The 18,522-nt window shown below is 53.5% G+C and carries 15 protein-coding genes; 10 read left to right on the top strand and 5 right to left on the bottom strand.

Annotated elements, in window-relative coordinates; genetic code table 11:
* Positions 1 to 42: 42 nt before the first annotated feature.
* On the top strand, positions 43 to 1,287 hold the full coding sequence (gene argE, locus BFW38_RS00280) for an acetylornithine deacetylase (RefSeq protein WP_069000097.1): 1,245 nt from the start codon (positions 43 to 45) through the stop codon (positions 1,285 to 1,287).
* Here the strand turns inward: argE and nhaB are convergent.
* On the bottom strand, positions 1,253 to 2,818 hold the full coding sequence (nhaB, locus tag BFW38_RS00285) for a sodium/proton antiporter NhaB (RefSeq protein ID WP_068996598.1): 1,566 nt from the start codon (positions 2,816 to 2,818) through the stop codon (positions 1,253 to 1,255). The genes argE and nhaB overlap by 35 nt on opposite strands.
* A 263-nt stretch (positions 2,819 to 3,081) precedes the next feature.
* Between nhaB and BFW38_RS00290 the strand changes: the two genes are divergently transcribed.
* From BFW38_RS00290 to waaF, 3 genes are all read left to right on the top strand, one after another.
* On the top strand, positions 3,082 to 3,459 hold the full coding sequence (locus tag BFW38_RS00290) for a diacylglycerol kinase (RefSeq protein ID WP_068996599.1): 378 nt from the start codon (positions 3,082 to 3,084) through the stop codon (positions 3,457 to 3,459).
* 182 nt (positions 3,460 to 3,641) lie between these two features.
* Positions 3,642 to 6,590 carry a bifunctional [glutamate--ammonia ligase]-adenylyl-L-tyrosine phosphorylase/[glutamate--ammonia-ligase] adenylyltransferase gene (gene glnE / locus BFW38_RS00295; protein ID WP_068996600.1) on the top strand — a complete coding sequence of 983 codons (2,949 nt, stop codon included), beginning with the start codon at positions 3,642 to 3,644 and terminating at the stop codon, positions 6,588 to 6,590.
* Positions 6,591 to 6,664: 74 nt separating this feature from the next.
* Entirely contained in the window at positions 6,665 to 7,762 is a 1,098-nt protein-coding gene (gene waaF / locus BFW38_RS00300) for a lipopolysaccharide heptosyltransferase II (protein ID WP_068996601.1), read from the top strand.
* A 42-nt stretch (positions 7,763 to 7,804) separates the two neighbouring features.
* Here the strand turns inward: waaF and BFW38_RS00305 are convergent, their stop codons facing one another.
* Entirely contained in the window at positions 7,805 to 8,992 is a 1,188-nt protein-coding gene (locus BFW38_RS00305; protein ID WP_068996602.1) for a MalY/PatB family protein, read from the bottom strand.
* 111 nt (positions 8,993 to 9,103) lie between these two features.
* On the opposite strand from BFW38_RS00305, the gene BFW38_RS00310 reads away from it, so the two are divergent.
* On the top strand, positions 9,104 to 9,535 hold the full coding sequence (locus BFW38_RS00310; RefSeq protein WP_068996603.1) for a hypothetical protein: 432 nt from the start codon (positions 9,104 to 9,106) through the stop codon (positions 9,533 to 9,535).
* 97 nt (positions 9,536 to 9,632) lie between these two features.
* Here BFW38_RS00310 and luxS read toward each other — a convergent pair whose 3' ends face one another.
* The 3 genes from luxS to BFW38_RS00325 all read right to left on the bottom strand — a co-directional run bounded on the left by luxS (position 9,633) and on the right by BFW38_RS00325 (position 12,461).
* On the bottom strand, positions 9,633 to 10,160 hold the full coding sequence (gene luxS / locus BFW38_RS00315; RefSeq protein ID WP_068996604.1) for an S-ribosylhomocysteine lyase: 528 nt from the start codon (positions 10,158 to 10,160) through the stop codon (positions 9,633 to 9,635).
* Positions 10,161 to 10,393: 233 nt separating this feature from the next.
* On the bottom strand, positions 10,394 to 11,155 hold the full coding sequence (locus tag BFW38_RS00320; RefSeq protein WP_068996605.1) for a response regulator transcription factor: 762 nt from the start codon (positions 11,153 to 11,155) through the stop codon (positions 10,394 to 10,396).
* Entirely contained in the window at positions 11,136 to 12,461 is a 1,326-nt protein-coding gene (locus tag BFW38_RS00325) for a GAF domain-containing sensor histidine kinase (protein WP_068996606.1), read from the bottom strand. Before BFW38_RS00325 ends, BFW38_RS00320 begins: the two co-directional genes overlap by 20 nt.
* Positions 12,462 to 12,898: 437 nt before the next feature.
* On the opposite strand from BFW38_RS00325, the gene BFW38_RS00330 reads away from it, so the two are divergent.
* Genes BFW38_RS00330 through BFW38_RS00350 form a run of 5 tightly spaced genes read left to right on the top strand, consistent with a single transcriptional unit; the run spans position 12,899 to position 18,497 of the window.
* Positions 12,899 to 13,930: an ABC transporter substrate-binding protein gene (locus tag BFW38_RS00330; RefSeq protein ID WP_068996607.1), complete on the top strand. Its 1,032-nt coding sequence runs from the start codon at positions 12,899 to 12,901 to the stop codon at positions 13,928 to 13,930.
* 45 nt (positions 13,931 to 13,975) lie between these two features.
* Positions 13,976 to 15,484, top strand: a complete 1,509-nt coding sequence (locus BFW38_RS00335; RefSeq protein ID WP_068996608.1) for a sugar ABC transporter ATP-binding protein — start codon at positions 13,976 to 13,978, stop codon at positions 15,482 to 15,484.
* Positions 15,478 to 16,527, top strand: coding sequence for an ABC transporter permease (locus BFW38_RS00340; protein ID WP_084004358.1), 1,050 nt, complete (start codon positions 15,478 to 15,480; stop codon positions 16,525 to 16,527). The genes BFW38_RS00335 and BFW38_RS00340 overlap by 7 nt, the downstream gene beginning before the upstream one ends.
* Positions 16,524 to 17,504, top strand: coding sequence for an ABC transporter permease (locus tag BFW38_RS00345; protein WP_218186336.1), 981 nt, complete (start codon positions 16,524 to 16,526; stop codon positions 17,502 to 17,504). Before BFW38_RS00340 ends, BFW38_RS00345 begins: the two co-directional genes overlap by 4 nt.
* A 36-nt stretch (positions 17,505 to 17,540) precedes the next feature.
* The gene (locus tag BFW38_RS00350; RefSeq protein ID WP_068996609.1) at positions 17,541 to 18,497 is read left to right on the top strand and encodes an SMP-30/gluconolactonase/LRE family protein; all 957 of its coding nucleotides are present in this window, start codon (positions 17,541 to 17,543) and stop codon (positions 18,495 to 18,497) included.
* The last annotated feature ends 25 nt before the right edge of the window (positions 18,498 to 18,522 follow it).

An 18,522-nucleotide genomic window follows, 5' to 3' on the forward strand; every position in this document is an offset into this window, starting at 1 on the left:
GCTCAGTCGAAACAAGCTCAGTCAAGTCATCAGCCGCCCGCGATGAACTCAGGGCATCGAGACCCTGATGGTACGTCTGCACCGCTGAGTAGTATTGAACTGCTGACTCAATTGGTGGGCTTTAATACGGTATCACGTGAATCCAATCTCGACTTGATCGATTACGTCGAAGCGTATCTTGCGCGTTATCAAGTACCGACCTGGCGCGTGAGTAATGATCAAGGGGATAAAGCCAATCTGATCGCCCAGATTGGCCCCGATGTTGAGGGCGGCGTTGTTTTATCCGGCCATACCGATGTCGTACCGGTTGTCGGCCAGCCCTGGCAGACGGACCCTTTCACGTTAACTGAACGTGAGGGGCGCCTCTATGGGCGTGGCAGTTGTGATATGAAAGGGTTTATCGCCTGTGCGTTGGCGGCAGTGCCTCAGTGGTGTAAACAATCACTTAAGCGCCCGATTTTTCTGGCCTTCTCCTATGATGAGGAAATTGGCTGTCTAGGTGCGCCTGGCTTGATTGAGCGCCTGATGGCGGATTGTCCTCGGCCTAGGGTGGCGATCGTGGGCGAGCCGACCTTGATGGCCCCAGTGGTGCAGCAAAAAGGCATTACCACACTGCGAACCCGTGTCGAAGGTATTGAGGCTCATTCTAGCCAGGTGAATCAGGGAATTTCGGCGATTCATGTGGCGGCCCGCTTGATTAATAAAATTGAAGATATCATGGCGGAGCTTAAAGCCGACGGGTGCTGTAACTCGGCCTTTAATGTGCCTCATTCGAGCCTTCATGTGGGCACGATTCAAGGGGGGACCGCGATCAATATCATGGCCCGCCACTGTGAGTTTGAGTGGGAAATTCGTCACTTACCTGAAGATGGTTTTGAGGCCGTTTATGACCGTTTTATGCGTTTTACTGAGGCCTTGATCAAAGAGTATCAGCAACGATTGGGTGAGGCTGCGGGCGACGCTTTCTCAATAACAACGACGCCATTGGTATCCACAGTGCCCGCTTTGGAGCATCGCGACAATACCCATGCCATCGCGTTATGTGAGCAGCTCTTGGGGGCTCAGGACTACCAGGCCGTGGCCTATGCGACTGAGGCGGGGCAATTCCAAAGTGCGGGTTTGGACACCGTGATTTGTGGGCCTGGCAGTATTGCTCAGGCCCACCAACCGGACGAATATATCGAACTGGATCAGTTACGCCAGGGCGATCGTTTTATGGCGCGCTTGGGCGATTATTTGTCCGGTGAAGCGCTTACAGCCAGCGGGTCACGCCAATCAGCCCCATGACCGATAAGCTGAGGGTATAGGGGAGCGCCATCCACACCATGCGGCCGTAGGATAATCGAACCAAAGGTGCAATCGCTGAGGTTAATAGGAATAAAAAAGCGGCTTGGCCGTTGGGTGTGGCGACACTGGGGAGATTGGTGCCTGTGTTCACGGCGATGGCCAGCTGCTCAAAGTGGGGGCGATCAATGGCTCCTTGCATCAGGGCGTCTTTGATTTCATGAACATAGACGGTGGCGACGAATACATTGTCAGAAATGGACGATAACAACCCATTGGCAATGAACAACATGCCAGGCTGCTGTGCCTCGGGGAGATGTAGGACCATTTCAATAAAGGGGTGGAACAGTTGCTGGGCCTGAATGACGGCCACAATCGTAAAGAACACCACCAGTAGTGCTGTAAAAGGTAAGGCTTCCTGAAAGGCCCGGCCAATTTGATGTTCTTCATTAACGCCATTGAGGCTAGTGAGCAAAATAATGACGGCCAGGCCGACCAGGCCGACCTCAGCCAGATGAAAGGCTAACGCTAAAATCAAGAAGATGGCGACACCGCCTTGGACCCAAAGCGCCATAATGTCACGTTCATTGCGACGCAGGCGTTGCGCTTTATCATGGCGTTTTAATACCGTACGGACACTCTGCGGTAACGGGGTGCCGTAGCCAAAGAGGTGAAAGGATTCGACTAGGCAACAAGTCACAAGCCCGGTCAGGAGCACCGGCAGGCTGATGACTGCAATATTGAGAAAGAAGGTGATGAAATCCCAGCCTGCCGCTTGGGCGATCAGCAGATTTTGTGGCTCGCCCACCATCGTCGAGACGCCTCCTAAAGCAGTGCCAATGGCGCCATGCATCAATAACGAGCGGAGAAAGGCGCGAAACTGATCCAGGTCTTCAATGAGGCTGTCCTGAATTTGTTGATCATCGCTGTAATCGTAGGCGGGGGCATTACGGTCTGAAGACTCTTCACCTTCTGCAAGATCCGCACGCCCTGATGAGCCTTCAATGGGCTGTCCTGAGGCCACCCGGTGATAAACCGCGTAAAAGCCAACCGCAATGGAGATAATGACGGCGGTGACGGTGAGTGCATCCAGAAAGGCCGATAAAAGGGCTGCACTGAGGCAGAACAGCAGTGAGAGCACCAGCTTGGAGCGAATGCCGAGCAAAATCTTAGTGAAGATAAACAGCAAGAGCTGTTTCATAAAGTGAATGCCCGCCACCATAAACAGCAATAGCAGAATCACTTCAAGATTGTTTTGTACTTCCTCATACACCTGATCAACCGAGGTCATACCCAAGGCAACGGCTTCAATCGCCAGCAACCCCCCTGGTAATAGCGGATAGCATTTCAACGCCATCGATAACGTGAAAATAAACTCTGCAATCAGCGCCCAGGCCGCAACGGTTTGACCAAAGGCTGGGGTATACATCAACACGGGGTTGATCAGTAAAAAGAAAATCACCAACAGTTTATAGCGGCTGGGGGCGTTGCCGAGAAAATTACGGGCTAAACCCTGAACCAGCATCGGGGTCATAGTTCTCAATCCTTATACGGTGAATATCAATCACCCTGCGCCGCTGTGAGCTCATGTGTTGCTGTGAGTTCAGTGTTGCTGTGAGTTCATAGCACAGGGGCAGCCAGTGCGCTTGAATCCATGAAGCGGCAAGGGCCCACATAGAGGTCGTATTATTATGATTATGGTAGAGGCTCAGGCGTGGTGTCGTGATCGCTTGTCGGTCGCAATGGTTCTATTGCGATGGCCTAATGCTAGAATGCGCCGGTACCTGGGAGTCTGCAATGAAAGATCCACATAATACCGGTTTAACTCATCTACGCAATTCGACACGCTATTCGGTTCAAGGCCTAATGGCGGCGCTGCGTCATGAGTCGGCTTTTCGTCAGGAAATCGTACTCTGTACGATATTGTTCCCGCTCGCCTTTTGGCTAGGGCGATCGGCTGTCGAAATGATTCTATTGGCGGGCACTTGCCTGTTGGTGCTGGTTGTCGAGCTGTTGAACTCTGCGATTGAAACGGCGGTTGACCGTATTGGCGCAGAGCGTCATGAACTGTCTGGGCGTGCTAAAGATTTGGGGTCCGCCGCAGTATTGATCTCCCTGTTGTTGGCAGGGCTGTGCTGGGGGCTGATTGCTTGGGATCGATTTATCGGCTTTTAGTCCGCTATTTTAATAGAGTCTGGTTGCGAACCTTTCGTGAATTCTGGGTGAGCTGTTAGCGTGCCTCGCGCCGTATCGGGATGACGCCTGCTGATGATGCGGTGCGATTTATTGCTTGAGTCGTGTTAGGGGACTTCTTATCCTGATCAGTGCTGGTCTCTTCGCACAAGGAATGCCACTTTATGCCGCTGGATCTCGAATTACCGCTCACGCACTTGCCCGAGACGCTACATTCAACCGCCTTGTCTGGGCTGGCTCGGATTGAAGCCGCTTTATCAACGGCCGACATGGTGGCCGAGGCGACCGGTCGACCGATCCCTTCCACGCGGCTCAATGCGCTTTCGATCGATGACCGCCGTGATTTAGCCCAAGTGTTGGTCGCCAGTGATTATGTGGCTGATGTGCTGGCCCGAATGCCGGACTTGCTCCCTGATCTATTAGAGGCCGGCCGCTTGGAGCAGACGCTGAGCACGGATGAGATTCGACAGTGGTGCCAGCAAGCCCTCTCTGACATTGACTCTGAAGAACAGCTCCATAAGGCGCTGCGCCAGTTTCGTCGCGCTTTTATGGTGCGCTTGATTTGGCGTGATGCCCTGCATCGTCAATCGGTGTGGCAAACCAGTCGTGAAATCTCTGATTTAGCCGATGTGACGGTTGAAGCGGCTTTGAGCTGGCTGGAGCAAGCCAATGCGGCCGCTTGGGGACAAGCTTTTTATGCCGATGGAGAGCCCATGCGACTGGTTGTCCTTGGGATGGGAAAACTGGGGGCTCGTGAGCTTAATTTGTCCTCCGATATCGATTTGATTTTTGCTTTTGCTGCCCATGGGGAAACCCAAGGAGGGCGGCGCAGTTTTGAGCATCAGGAGTATTTTTCTCGCTTGGGGCGCAAGTTAATCGCAGCCCTGAGTCATGTCGGTGGTGATGACTTTGTCTTCCGGGTGGACATGCGCTTACGGCCCTACGGTGAATCGGGGGCTTTAGTCCTGAGTTTTCCTGCGATGGCTGAGTACTATCAGGATCAAGGGCGTGAATGGGAGCGCTATGCCATGATCAAGGCCCGCGTGATGGCGGGTGATCGATCAGCCGGTGAACGTTTGTTGGCCGAGTTGGCGCCTTTTGTTTATCGCAAGTACCTCGATTTCAGCGCGATAGAATCCCTGCGTGCGATGAAGGCACTGATCAACCGCGAAGTTCGGCGCAAAGGTTTGGATGACAATATCAAGCTGGGGCGTGGCGGTATTCGAGAAGTGGAGTTTATTACCCAGGTGTTCCAGTTGATCCGAGGGGGACGGGATACCGAGTTGCAAACACGGGCGATTGCCGAGGTCTTACCGGTGATTGCAGGGCTTGGACTGATGCCGGCCAGTGCTTGTGATGAACTTAAGCATGCTTATAGTTTCTTGCGACAACTGGAGCATGCCTTGCAAGGGCTGGCTGATAAGCAAACGCAAACCTTGCCGGATGATGAGGCCTCACAAGCGCGTATCGCTTACCGGTGTGGGTTTGCCGATTGGTCTGAATTGATGAGCGCGCTGGATAAACAGCGGGTGATTGTTCGCCGCCATTTTGATGCGGTGATTGCGGCGCCTGACGAGGAGTCGGATGTCGAGAGCAGCGGTGATTGGCACCATTTCTGGCAGGATGATCTCAGCCAAGCCGAAGCCGAGCAGTGGCTAAGTGAGGCTGGATACCCCGATGCCCCGACGGTATTGCGTCGCCTCAAAGCGTTACGTGATGGGCGACCGGTGCAAAGTATGCAGCGGGTAGGGCGAGAGCGTTTGGATACCTTGATGCCATTAGTGCTGGAGGCTGTGGCGCAGGCCCCGCAACCGGATGTTACGCTTGAGCGGATTCTGTGGTTGATTGAAGCCGTGTTGCGCCGTACTGCTTATTTGTTGCTTTTGACTGAAAACCCTGGTGCTTTACAGCAGCTGGTTCGGATGTGTGCCGCTAGTGAATGGTTGGCGGAGCAGCTGGCGCGAATGCCGATTTTGCTGGATGAATTGCTCACACCGGAAACACTTTACACACCAGCGGACCGAGATCGGCTCGCGGATGAGTTGAGGCAACATCTAGGTCGTGTACCCGAGGACGATGTTGAAGCGCAAATGGAAGCGCTGCGCTATTTCCGTCATGCCAATGCGTTGAGAGTCGCTGCATCGGATATTGTGGCGCAGCGTCATTTGATGAAAGTCAGTGATTTCCTGACCTATATTGCTGAAGTCGTTTTGGATGCGGTGTTCCATATGGCTTGGCAGCATTTGGTGAGTCGCTATGGGCAACCGATGCATGCGCCTGATGAGCCCTGTGATCCGGGTTTCTTGATTGTAGGCTATGGCAAGTTGGGGGGTATCGAGCTGGGATACGGCTCGGATTTGGATCTAGTCTTTTTGCATGATGCGAATCCTCAGTTGGAGACACAAGGCGGGCAGCGCAGCTTAGATGGCGCGACGTTTTATACCCGCTTGGGTCAGCGTATTATTCATTTGCTGAGCACCGTGACGCCTTCTGGCCAACTTTATGACGTCGATATGCGTTTACGTCCGTCAGGGACTTCCGGGCTTTTGGTCAGTACCTTGAAAGCCTTTCATGATTATCAGGAACAAGAAGCCTGGACCTGGGAGCATCAAGCATTAGTTCGAGCGCGAGTGATTGCGGGTGATCCGGCATTGGCCCAGCGTTTTGAGGCCGTTCGAGCTGAGATTCTAGGCCAACCCAGAGCGCTGGCTCCGCTGCGAGAGGAGGTTATCAAGATGCGTCAGAAGATGCGTGATCACCTCGGAAGTACTGCCGCAGACCAAGCCGCTGGAAGCTTTCATATCAAACAGGATGCCGGTGGCATCGTCGATATTGAATTTCTCGTCCAGTACGCGGTCTTGGCTTGGAGTCACCAAGAACCGGCGTTGCTGACGTATACCGATAATATGCGCATATTGGATACGTTGGCCGAAACGTCATTACGCCCTGAGCATGAAGTGCGGGCCCTGCAAGCGGCATATCTGGATTACCGGCGGGCCACCCATGAAGCGGCGCTCTCGAAGCGGGGTAATTTAGTCGAGGCGAGCGCTTATGACGCTCATCGGCAAACCGTGATGGCCTTATGGCAGGCTTGGCTGGACACGTCTGCTTGATCGCTTCTTGATGGTCTCATCAGGTTGATGATTCAGGCTTTGAAGGTTATTAATCAAACGAGTATTTTTTCGGTATGCGTTATCGACCGCCGCAAGACCCCAAAGGCTTAGTGCTGAGCCCTGAGCATCCGCGTGATGTCTTACTGATGCAGCCCTTGTTGCAACATTTGCATCAGCAAAAGCGGCACCGTCAACTTACAGTGATGGCGCCCGAACATCTCACCGGACTGGTCTCCCGTATGCCAGAGGTGAGTCGTGTGCTCAACCAGCCGCTATTGTCGATGAGCTGGAAAGTCTTCTGGCGTACAGGCGTTCAATTGCAGAGCGAGGGATTTAATGAGGCCTGGGTGCTACAAGAGCCCTTTAAACCGGCTTTAATCCCGGCTTTAGCCAATATTCCTGATCGCACTGGATATCGTGGTCGCTATCGTTACGTGTTATTGCTGGATATTCGTTTGCCACGACCGGATCTTCATCCCCATCTGGCCGATCGTTATCTCGCCTTAGGGGTGGATTATGGGGCGGATTTGCCCGAATTACCGCCTGCTCAGTTGAAGGTTTCACCTGAACGCCAAGCACTGCTCTGTCAGCAGCATGGCTTGGACCCTAAGCGAGCCCCCATTCTGGCGTTATGCCCTGGCGGGGTTGACGTGCCGACCCGACGTTGGGATAGCGAAGCCTTCGGTATTCTGGCGCGACGGGCGATTGAGCGCGGCTATCAGGTGTGGGTGATTGCCTCTCGACACGATCAAGCGGATGCTGAGCGCATTTGTGATGCCTTGGATATGCAGCAGCAGCTCAGTTGCGATAACTTGGCCGGTCGGTTGAGTTGGGAGGATTCCCTCGACTTGCTGGCCTTGGCCCAGCAAGTGGTCAGTAATGATGGGCCCTTGGCCCATATTGCTGCGGCGACGCCTGTGCCCCAGGTGGATGTGGTCTTGGGCGCCAGTCATCCGAATTATGCGACGCCGCGCCATCCCAATGTGGTCTTGCACTCGGTTGGGCTGGAGTGTCAGCCTTGTCAGCAACCCCGTTGTGCGCAGGGCGGACGTCCTTGTCTGACTCAGCTTGATATTGAAGCGCTAGTGCCTGAGCCCTATTCGACTCAGGGCACAGCGCAGGCCTTAGCTGAGCCCTCTGCAGAAGAAGGCCCTGTCATTAAAACGTTTTAACCCCGCACTTTTTAATCTAGTGCTTCTTAACCCAGTGCTTGTTTAATCGAGCACTTTGGCCATGGCGGTGAGTGCGGCTTGCAATTGTGCCTCAGGGCACCCTAGGTTGACGCGGATAAAGCCCGGGGCCCCAAAGTCGCGTCCATCGGAGACGGCAACGCCAGCGTCAAGCAGTGTTTGAGCGGGGTTCTCCAGCCCGTAAGCACGCACGTCAAGCCAAGCGAGGAAGGTCGCTTCAGGGCGCCGATAGCCGATGCGTGGGCGTTCATTAAGCCAGACTTCGAGTTGATCAAAATTCTGTCGGATATGCTGACGCAGTGCTTTCAGCCAAGGCGCGCCGGTCGTCCAGGCTGCATGGGCGGCGATCAGGCCTAAATAGTTCATATCAGGCGTCAGGCCGCGCAATTGTTGTTGAAACAGGCGACGACGCTCTGGATCAGGAATAATCGCCACGGAGCAGGACAATCCAGCGATATTAAAGGTTTTACTGGGCGCCATCAGGGTAATGGTGCGCGCTGCCAGTTCGGGAGATAGGCTGGCGATCGGCGTATGTTGTGTCTGCGGATCAATAATCAAGTCTGCCCAGATTTCATCACTGATAATGGTGAGATCGTGTCGCTCGGCAATATCTCCTAATTGCTTTAACTCATCCCGGCTATAGACGCGTCCTGTCGGATTCTGAGGGTTGCACAAAATAAGCGCTTTGGCATCCGGGGTAACGGCTGCACCGAGTTCTGCGATAGATAAGCCCCAGCCGGTATTTTCGGAGTCGTTATGAGCCGGTTCAGTGAGCAAGATATCCAGTGTTGGGCGCCCTCGGGTGCGTGCCAGATTGAATATGGGCGGATATACCGGACTTTGGTGAATCAAAGTATCTTCTGGCTGAGTCAGCGCCTCGACCGCAAAATTAAACCCAGGTACGACACCTGGAATCCATACCAGCCACTGAGGATCGATGGTCCACTGATATTGCTCAGCAGCCCATTGAATAAAGGCGTCAATCAGCGCTTCGGTGATGGTGCCATAACCGAAAATACCGCGTTCAGCGGCGGCCTTAAGCGCGGCCTTTACCCCCGGCGGTGAGGCTAGATCCATGTCCGCGACCCACATCGGGATAGCGTTCTGGCGTGCATAACGCTCCCACTTGTTGCTAAACGTATGCTGACGATCAATCGCTGTTGAAAAATCAAAGTGCTCGGTATCTGACGAGGGTATGGAGAAGGCCGACATAGTGCTAATCCTTTTAATCGCCGTAGACGTTCACATGGGCTGCCTGCATGCTAGGATGCTGACGCTGATGCATAGAGCCTATACGATTTATCCGGTTTTGGGAGCCCATTCATGTCACAGACGACCGATTTACCTGCTTTGGCCAAGATTTGCCTGAGCCAACAATATCGCTTACCCCAACGATGGGCGGCTTTGGCGTCTGGTGAAGTGGACTTTATTACGCGAGTGCTGGCCGATACCGCCCGTCTACAAGGATGGCTACGAGATGCCCAGCAGCCTGATGCCCAAGCGTTACAGCAATGGTGCCAAGGTGAGCCCCCTGTCTGGGTCTGTAAAAGTGCTTTGTTTTTACTGCAGCGCATGCCGGCTCAACCGCTACCGGAAGATGAGCATGAGGTGCTGGCTTGGCTTTGGGTGTGGGTACAGATTGATGATGATGGGCAGTTTCCTGCCCATTTGAAATCGGTGCTCGCGCCGCGCTGGCCTGAGGTCAGGGCCGCTTGGAAGACCTGGCAAGGGCAACAAGTATTGGCGCGCGGCTAGGCGGCGGTCGATCTGGGGACAAAAAAGTGGGCTTGATCAGTCGAGACAGGGCCAATGGGATAGGCTGTGACTGATCAAGCCGAGGATATGATCGCGCTTATTCGCTGATCGGCGTTTCGACCTTAGCGAGAAACTCGTCGCTCAGGTACAACTCATCATTACTGTTGACCTTGACGCCTTGCTCAATAATACCGCGAGCGATCGCTTGGGCTTCTTTCAATGAGTGCATCTGGTAAGTACCGCATTGGTACTCATTCAGCTCTGGAATGTCCTGCATGCTTTTGACATCCAGTACATCCTGCATGGCGGCAAGCCAAGCCTGGCTGACGGCCTCTTCTGTGGGCTGGCCAATGAGGCTCATATAGAAACCGGTGCGACACCCCATCGGGGAGAGATCGATAATCTCAACACTCGGCCCATTGAGATGATCGCGCATGAAACCGGCAAACAAGTGCTCTAATGTATGAATGCCCTTTTCTGACATGATCTCTTTGTTGGGCATGCAAAAACGTAGGTCAAATACGGTAATGGTGTCGCCACCAGGGGTTTGCATGGTCTTTGCCACCCGAACCGCTGGCGCATTAAAACGTGTGTGATCAACACGGAAACTATCGAGCAAAGGCATGATGAACTCCTCATCAAACAAAATGGCCCCAATGGGCTGATGATCATAAGGGCTGATGATCTTAACGCCATAGGATAGCGCTTTTACCGCTGACCTGGCGACCTGATCTGGCCTCTGTCATTGGTCAGAGGCGTGATTGATGAATGGAGGGCGTTACTTATGCGCGGGTGGTGTTACTTATGCATGGGTGGCGTTACTTATGCATGGGTGGCGTTACTTATGCGCGATGGGGGTTACTTATGAATAGGTGGCGCTGCGTTAAGCGCGGCCGCCTGGCGTTGCTGGCGCCACTTAGCCAACTCGACCTCAGCTTGTTGTAGTGCTGTACTGTTGAGCAATTTGCGCAGCATCGCAATGTGGACGGCGCGCGTTCGCAGATTAAACATCTGGTTGGCGGTTTGCTCATGATCATGTTCATGCACATGAAGCTTTTCATACAGCTGTTGCAGCCGGTTTTGTACGCTACGCAGTGATAAGTTACGCCTTTGCGCAATCATGCGATCGGTGAGGCCCAAGGCGATATCTTGCAAAACTTCGTACTCCAGATCATTGAGGCCAAAATGTCGATCCTGAGCTTGTTGTTGAACCCCGCGAACTTCGCGGTCAATGACGCACTGTTGCTCAATAAACAGGCTGCGAAGGGCTAATTGAAGATGTTCCTCGGAGGCCGTTTTGAGAATATAACCGTAGGCGGCATCATGGGGCACAATTCGGGAAATTCCCCGAACATAAGCCTCATCGGCATAGTTGGACCAAAACAAAATGGCCGTTTCTGGCCGCTCTCGCCAAATGACCTTGGCGGCCTCAATACCTGTTTTTTGCGGCATTTGCAGATCCATCACGACGGATGCAATGTGATGCTCACGCGCTAATTGCTCACCTTCGGCACCTTGTGTGGCCTCCCATAGTTGCTGGCACTCTGGCATTGCCGATGTCACCATCTCCTTGAGAAAGCTTCGGTGTACGGGATCATCCTCAATTAATAGGATCTTCATGAGGTCTCCTTGCCGTATCAGTGTTTGAGGCGTGTGCGTGAGGGTGTGAGGCGTGGGTGCTTGAGCCTGAAGCATGAGTGGGTAGCGGCAGCTCAACCGATACCCGTGTGCCCTGACCATAAGGTTGGGGCTGAACCATTAAATGAGCGGCCATGAGTCTGGCGCGGGTATACATGTTGCGTAGACCGCTGCTATGAGGCGTGCCGTTAACGGCTAACCCATCGCCGTTATCATGAATGCTCAGAAACAGATGGGAAGATTGTTGGTGAATCACCACCTCAATCTGGCTGGCATTGGCATGCTTGATGGCGTTATTGAGGGCCTCCTGAACAATGCGGAACAGCCCGATTTGCGTGGCCTCATCCAGCGTATTTCCTAACCCTTCGGTGTGGTCGGTCAATCGGGTTTGGATCCGTTGACCACTATCTCGCACGGTACTGATCAGTAAATCCTCAATACCTTCTTCGAAGCCAAACAGCTGCAGGACGGTGGGTTTCACCGCATCAATCAATCGCCGTAGCTCCCGCATGCTCTCCAGCAGTATCTGGTTCAACTGCTCAAGCTCTGCTTGTGGTGGCGACGGTAAGCTCTGCAGGCGGGTGATTCTGCGATGGATACGGGTCAGATCGGCGAGTGTCTGGTCATGTAAATCCATACCGATGCGCTGGCGTTCTCGCTCAAGTTGCTCGGTGAGCCCTAGCGCACCTTGCCTTAGCCCTTCCTCCCGCGCTCGCATTTCAGCTTCGATGATGGCCAGTTTTTTGACTTCATTGGTTTGTCGCAAGGCATATAAGTAAGAGGCCAGCAAATCGGCAACATGCTGAGTATGCTGAACATCGGCTTCAGTATAAAAGTTGGCTACATGGGTTGAGCAAGACAGTGCGCCAATGATCTCACCCCGAACCCTTAACGGCACATGCAGGCGCGACCGCAGCTGCGCTTCAAAAATAGGATGATTCATCGATTCAGGAAAGATAAAGCGGTCATCTTGGGTGGCATCGGCGGACAAAATATAAGGCGCTTCGCCCAGTAATAAACTGCGAATCGGGCTGTGTGCGATCGGTACTGGGTGCTGAGCAATATGACCCCAATCGGTATTGACCCCGGTTTCATAGGCCGCAATATGGGTTCGACCATCCAGCAGCAGCAGCGTGACATCAAGATGATCATGCGGAAGGATCGGTCGGATTTCATCCGAGACGGCATCGATCATGGGCTGAAATTCGAGTTGTCCAGCCAGGGCTCTTGAGATGCCTAGAAAATGGCGCAGTACCGATTCGGCACTGACCGCAGGGCGTGTCGACATGGTGAAACCTGCCTTTGTTTATTGTTGTTATCAGTCGTGTGTTGATCGCTATTTGTTTGATGGCCCGTCTTTTTTAATGAGTCGTTTTTTTGATAAATCGTTCTTTCGATGAGCCCTCGTTTCGGTGCGCCATCTTTGATTCGCGCCCGATCAGTTAACGCTACGCTTTTTTGGAGGCCGCAGCGGTACGGACTTACGTGTGCTTTTTGCGGGAACCCGCAGCTTTTTTGCAGGAGTTCACCTGATTCATGCGCTAAGCCTCACTGACCCGGCCTTCAGTGAACCATAAACTCAAATAGTGCACAAAGCGCTGGCGTGACCCAATAGGGTGCATTTTGCTGGTGCTAATGGACAAGCGGAACTGGATAGACGCTTTTAAAAAATAAGCATTTAAACATTTAGAACGACCAACCCGACAACAATAACAAGGGATGCTCATGTCTATACGCTCACTCAGTCAAACCGCGCTGGTGCTGATGGTGGCAGCGCTGACGACCACCGCGCATGCGGATACTGCTGACCGCCGGATTGCACTGTCGAATAATTATGCCGGTAATTCCTGGCGCCAAGTCATGCTAGAAAGCTGGCAGAAGACCACATCAAAAGCCGTTGAGGATGGCTTGATTGCGGGGGCTGATGCTTATACCACGGCGGAGAATCAAGCCACTGAGCAGGCCGCTCAAATCCAGAACCTGATCCTTCAAGGATATGATGCCATCGTGATTGATGCTGCTTCTCCAACAGCACTGAACGGGGCCGTCCGTCAGGCTTGTGATGCCGGTATTGTCGTGGTGTCATTTGATGGGGTGGTGTCAGAGCCTTGTGCTTATCGTATCTCCATGGATTTCCCTGCCAGCGGTGTGGAGGAGATGGATTACATTGCTCAGCGCTTTCCTGACGGCGCCAACGTACTGGAGGTCAGAGGGTTGGCCGGTGTCTCGGTGGATGAGTTAATTCATCAAGGGATTGAAGCCGGTGCTGATAAGCACCCCCAGTTGAAGGTGGTCGGTTCGGTGCATGGTAATTGGTCTCAGACGGCGGCTCAGAAAGCGGTGGCTGGGGTCTTACCGAGTTTGCCCCGCATTGATGCCGTGGTGACACAAGGCGATGATGGCTTTGGCGTGGCGCAGGCTTTTGAGAACTCCGGGCGCCCTTTGCCGATCATTGTTATGGGGAATCGTGAAGCCGAACTGTCCTGGTGGAAAAAGCAGCATCAGGCCAATGGTTATGAGACCTTCTCCATTTCCAGCTCTCCCAGCATCTCATCGCTGGCCTTTTGGGTCGCTCAGCAGATTCTAGATGGCCATGAATTTCCCAAAGATCTCCGCTCCCCGCCGACTCGCGTGACCCAAGATACATTGGATGACGCCTTGGACGGACTCGCTCCTGGCTCCATTCTCACTGAGCCTTACACCGTTGATGATGCGTTGTCATTGAAGGCGGCAACCTCATCTCAATCGGCTGAATAATCCAGGCGGGCGTCGACTCAGTCGTCGCCCGTTAAGGAGGAGATCATGAGTCAGCATACCCATACTCAAGGGTTGGTCGAGCTGTGTCACGTCAGCCGATCCTTTGGGCAGGTGAAGGCACTTTCTAATGTGACCTTGACGATTCGTCGGGGCGAATGCCTGGGCTTGATTGGCCATAATGGTGCCGGTAAATCGACCTTGATGAATATTCTCGCGGGGACATTAGCGCTGGATGAAGGCGATATGACATTCGCGGGCCAGCCTCTGGGTCAAGATTATGCGGTGAATCAGGCTCGCGCCTTGGGGGTTCGGTGCGTTTTTCAGGAACTCTCTTTGTGCCCTAATTTGAGCGTTTTGGAAAACACCCATATTGCCTGCCCCGAAATTCGTGGCTGGCAGTGGCGCAAGCAAGCGGCGGCGCAGATGACTTCATCGCTAGATCAAATCTTTCCAGGTCATGGCATTAAGCCTCAGCACATTGTGGCGGACCTTTCGATTGGTCAACGCCAGATGGTGGAAATTGCGCGGGCATTTACCGCCGTCGACAGGCCCGTTGAATTAGTGATCTTGGATGAGCCGACTTCTTCGCTAGATGCACGTGTCGCTCAGCAGCTGTTGAGCTTTGTGCGGCGCTTTGTCGAAGGGGGAGGCAGCCTAGTGCTCATCAGCCATATCTTGGATGAAATGTTATCCAGCTGTGACCGTATTGCGGTGATGCAGGATGGCCATGTGGTTGAGGTGAGGCAGGCGACTGATTATACCCGGGACTCTTTGGTTGAAGCCATGGGGCATGCGGCATCACCAACTCACACTCAGTCTGATGTGCGCTCAAATGAGAGCTCTGTGGCTGATCCGACGGCTTCTGAGTCGATGACTTCTGGCGCTAGCAATGCGCCCCTTCGAGTTCATCAAGCCAGTGGGCCAGCGGCCCATACGCCTGTAATTGAGGCCCGGCAAGGCCAGATTATTGGTTTGGCGGGGCTGGCGGGACATGGACAAAGTGCTTTTTTGAATAAGGTCTTGATGTCGCGACAAGGGGCGGGCCAAGTCGCCTTTGTGGCCGGAGATCGACAAACTGAGGGCATTTTTCCGTTGTGGTCTATCGCCGAAAATATGGCGATTACGTCTCTCAAAGGGCTGAGTCAGTATGGTTTGATCGAGCGCCAAAAAGTCATGGCTATGGCCAACCAATGGCAGCATGAAATGGGGATTCGGACGCCTAGTGTTCAGAACCCCATGGGGTCACTCTCTGGCGGCAATCAGCAGAAGGTGCTGTTTGCGCGCGCATTAGGGGCCAGTGCGGATTTAATTCTGATGGATGACCCGATGCGGGGTGTCGATGTGGGCACCAAGCGCGAAGTGTATGAGCGTATTCAAGCTGAGGCAGCCAAAGGGCGGACTTTTATCTGGTATACCACTGAGTTTGAAGAGCTGAGTTACTGCGATCATATCTATGTTTTTCGTGATGGGCAGGCGGTGGAAGGTTTTCCGCTGAGTGAGTTGAGCGAAGCACGCGTATTGAGTAGTTCATTTGAGGAGGACGTTGTATGTTGAGTCAGCGCTCGATCCTGTCATCATCCTCTTCTTCGTCTTCTGCCTCTGCATCGGCAGCCACTTCATCTTCGACATCACCACCGACGTCTCTGGTCGGTTCCCCCGAGTGGCGGGCTCATATTCCGCGCTTATTGAGAACCTTGTTGCCCGCGTTTTCATTGACGCTATTGCTGTTGGCCATTTTTGTGATGCAACCACGGGCCATGAGCTATTTTGGCCTGAATTTGATGTTGAATCTGGCCGTGCCGATTGCGCTCGCCACGATTGCTCAGATGATGGTGATTGCGATTAATGATCTGGATTTATCGCTGGGTGCTTTCATCAGTTTTGTGGCCTGCGTCGCCGCTACTTGGTTGAATACGCACCCCGTCGCTGGGGCACTAGCGTTATTGGCTTGTGTGGGTATTTACGCACTCTTAGGGGCTTTGATTCATCTTCGCCAATTGCCTGCGATTGTCGTGACTTTGGGGATGTCATTCGTCTGGTCAGGTGCGGCCATCTTGCTATTGCCTTCGCCTGGAGGCTCAGCACCAGATTGGTTGCGTACACTGGTGTCGATTAAAACACCTTGGGTCCCTTTGGCCATTGTGGCGTCGGTTGTGCTGGCGCTATTGGTTCATTTATTGATGGTGCGTTCTACCTTGGGGGTGCGTTTACGGGGCGCTGGCGGTAATGCTCAGGCGGTCGCGAAAAGTGGGGTGTCCTTGTTTAAAGCCCGGGTGACCTTGTATGCCTTCGCCGGTGTCTTCGGTGTTCTGGCGGGGTTATGTCTGGTGGGGCTGACCACTTCAGCCGATGCCGGTATCGCGATGCGTTATACCTTGCTATCAATTGCTGGCGTCATTCTAGGCGGTGGGGAGTTTGTGGGTGGCCGTATTGCCCCCATCGGGGCCGTGCTCGGCGCGTTAACCCTGGTGTTAGCGGGCTCCTTATTGTCGTTTATTCATATCGCACCGGATTGGCAGATCGGTGCCCAAGGGGCCATTTTGATCATTGTGCTGGCGTTACGAACGTTGGCCAACCGGATAGGAGCCCGCTCATGAATCGCTTAATGCAAGCCACGCTAAACCGCCAAGCTTGGGCCGCTCGGCCGTGGATCTGGTCATACGTTGCGGCCGTGTTGGTATTGATCGCGACTTGGAGCTTTACCGGTGGCGCTGGGGCAGGGGAATTACTCTCAGGGGCGCTGAGCTTTTCCGCTTTTTTTGCGGTGGCGGGGTTGGGACAAATGCTGGTGATCACCACCGGGCCTGGCAATATCGATTTATCGATTCCAGCGAATATTGCACTCAGTGGTGCTCTAGCGATGAAGGTGATGAATCAACAGGACAGTCTGATTGGGCTCGGCGTGCTGGCGGTTGTCGGTTGCGGGTTGAGTATTGGCTTATTCAATTATGTCTTGATTCGACTGCTGCGGATTCCGCCGATTATTGCCACCTTGTCCTCCAGCTTTCTGGTGTTATCGGTTGCCATTGTATATGGCCGGAGTGTCCGCATTCAGCCTCCCGAAGGGGTCTATCAGTTTGCCACGGGTAAGGTGCTCGGGGTGCCTTGGGTGGCGCTCTTAGTGATGTTGTTGGCGCTGATGATGGCAATTTTGCTTAAACGCACTCGTTTGGGATGGGGCGCCCTGGCAATTGGCCAGAATCCTCGGGCCGCAGCATTAGCCGGGATTCCGGTGGAGCGCATTCGCTGTTGTGTCTATATGGTCAGTGGGTTGATGGCGTCACTGTGCGGCCTTTTGTTGGCCGGTTTCTCGGGAGGGGCTTCTTTATCGATGGGCGAGGAGTATCTATTGGCTTCTATCGCCGTCGTCGTGATCGGTGGGACTTCGGTCGGTGGAGGCTGCTCAAATGTGCCGGGCGTGTGGGGGGCATCGATTTTTCTTTATCTGTTGGTCAGTATGTTGAATACCTTTGGCCTGGGGGCTGGCGTGCGCATGATATTGACGGGCTGCATCATCATTGCGGTGATTACCGCTGTGAGCGGCAGTGCTGTTAGTCAAGCGAAGGCGCGCTAAATGTGTTGTTGGTGTCTCAATGGAAGGAGCTCTCGTATGTATGCATCTCAATTATCCGCCACTCATGTTGATACCGTGTCACTTTCGGAACCTGAATATGACGTGATTGACCCGCGCTTTCGCCGACTGATATTACCGAATACGCAATTGGAATGCTTATTCACAGGCTGTCGTTGGGCGGAGGGGCCGGTTTGGTTTAATGACGGTGGCTACTTGCTGTGGAGCGATATTCCGAATGAACGCATCTTGCGTTGGTTGCCGGAGGTCGGGGTGTCGACTTATCGTCGTTCATCAAATTATGCCAATGGTCATACCCGTGATCGTCAAGGCCGCTTGGTCAGCTGCCAACATGGCACGCGCAGTGTGACCCGAACAGAACTGGATGGCCGGATCACCACACTGGCCGATGCGTATCAGGGGAAACGACTGAACTCGCCCAATGATGTGGTGGTGCACCGGGATGGTTCTATTTGGTTCAGTGATCCGACTTACGGCATTCTTACCGACTATGAAGGTTTTCAGGCAGAACCGGAGCAAACCGGTTCTCATGTCTATCGGATTGACGGTCACACGGGGGAAGTGACGTGTGTCGGTGATGATTTCCAGCAGCCAAATGGCTTAGCCTTCTCGCCGGATTTCAGTCGACTTTATGTGGCGGATTCTGCCCGTACGCATGATCCCGACGGCGCTCATCATATCCGTGAATTTGAGTTGGATTCCCAGGGCCGCTTGGGGACTTCGCGGATCTTTGCCGAAATCGAACCGGGAATTCCCGATGGTCTGCGCTTAGATGTTGAAGGGAATGTCTGGACCAGCGCTGGAGATGGTATCCAGTGCTTTTCGCCAGAGGGGACTTTGTTGGGGAAAATCTTTATCCCTGAAGTGGTCTCGAATCTGACCTTTGGTGGCCTGAAAAATAATCGCTTATTTATTACCGCCAACACCTCGGTGTATTCAATTTTTGTCGGCGTTCGGGGGGCTCAAACCCTCTAAGTGTTTTATGCCCTAAGTGTTCTAT

Origin of the sequence: Terasakiispira papahanaumokuakeensis (genome assembly GCF_001709345.1) — a bacterium.
GTDB lineage: Bacteria > Pseudomonadota > Gammaproteobacteria > Pseudomonadales > Halomonadaceae > Terasakiispira > Terasakiispira papahanaumokuakeensis.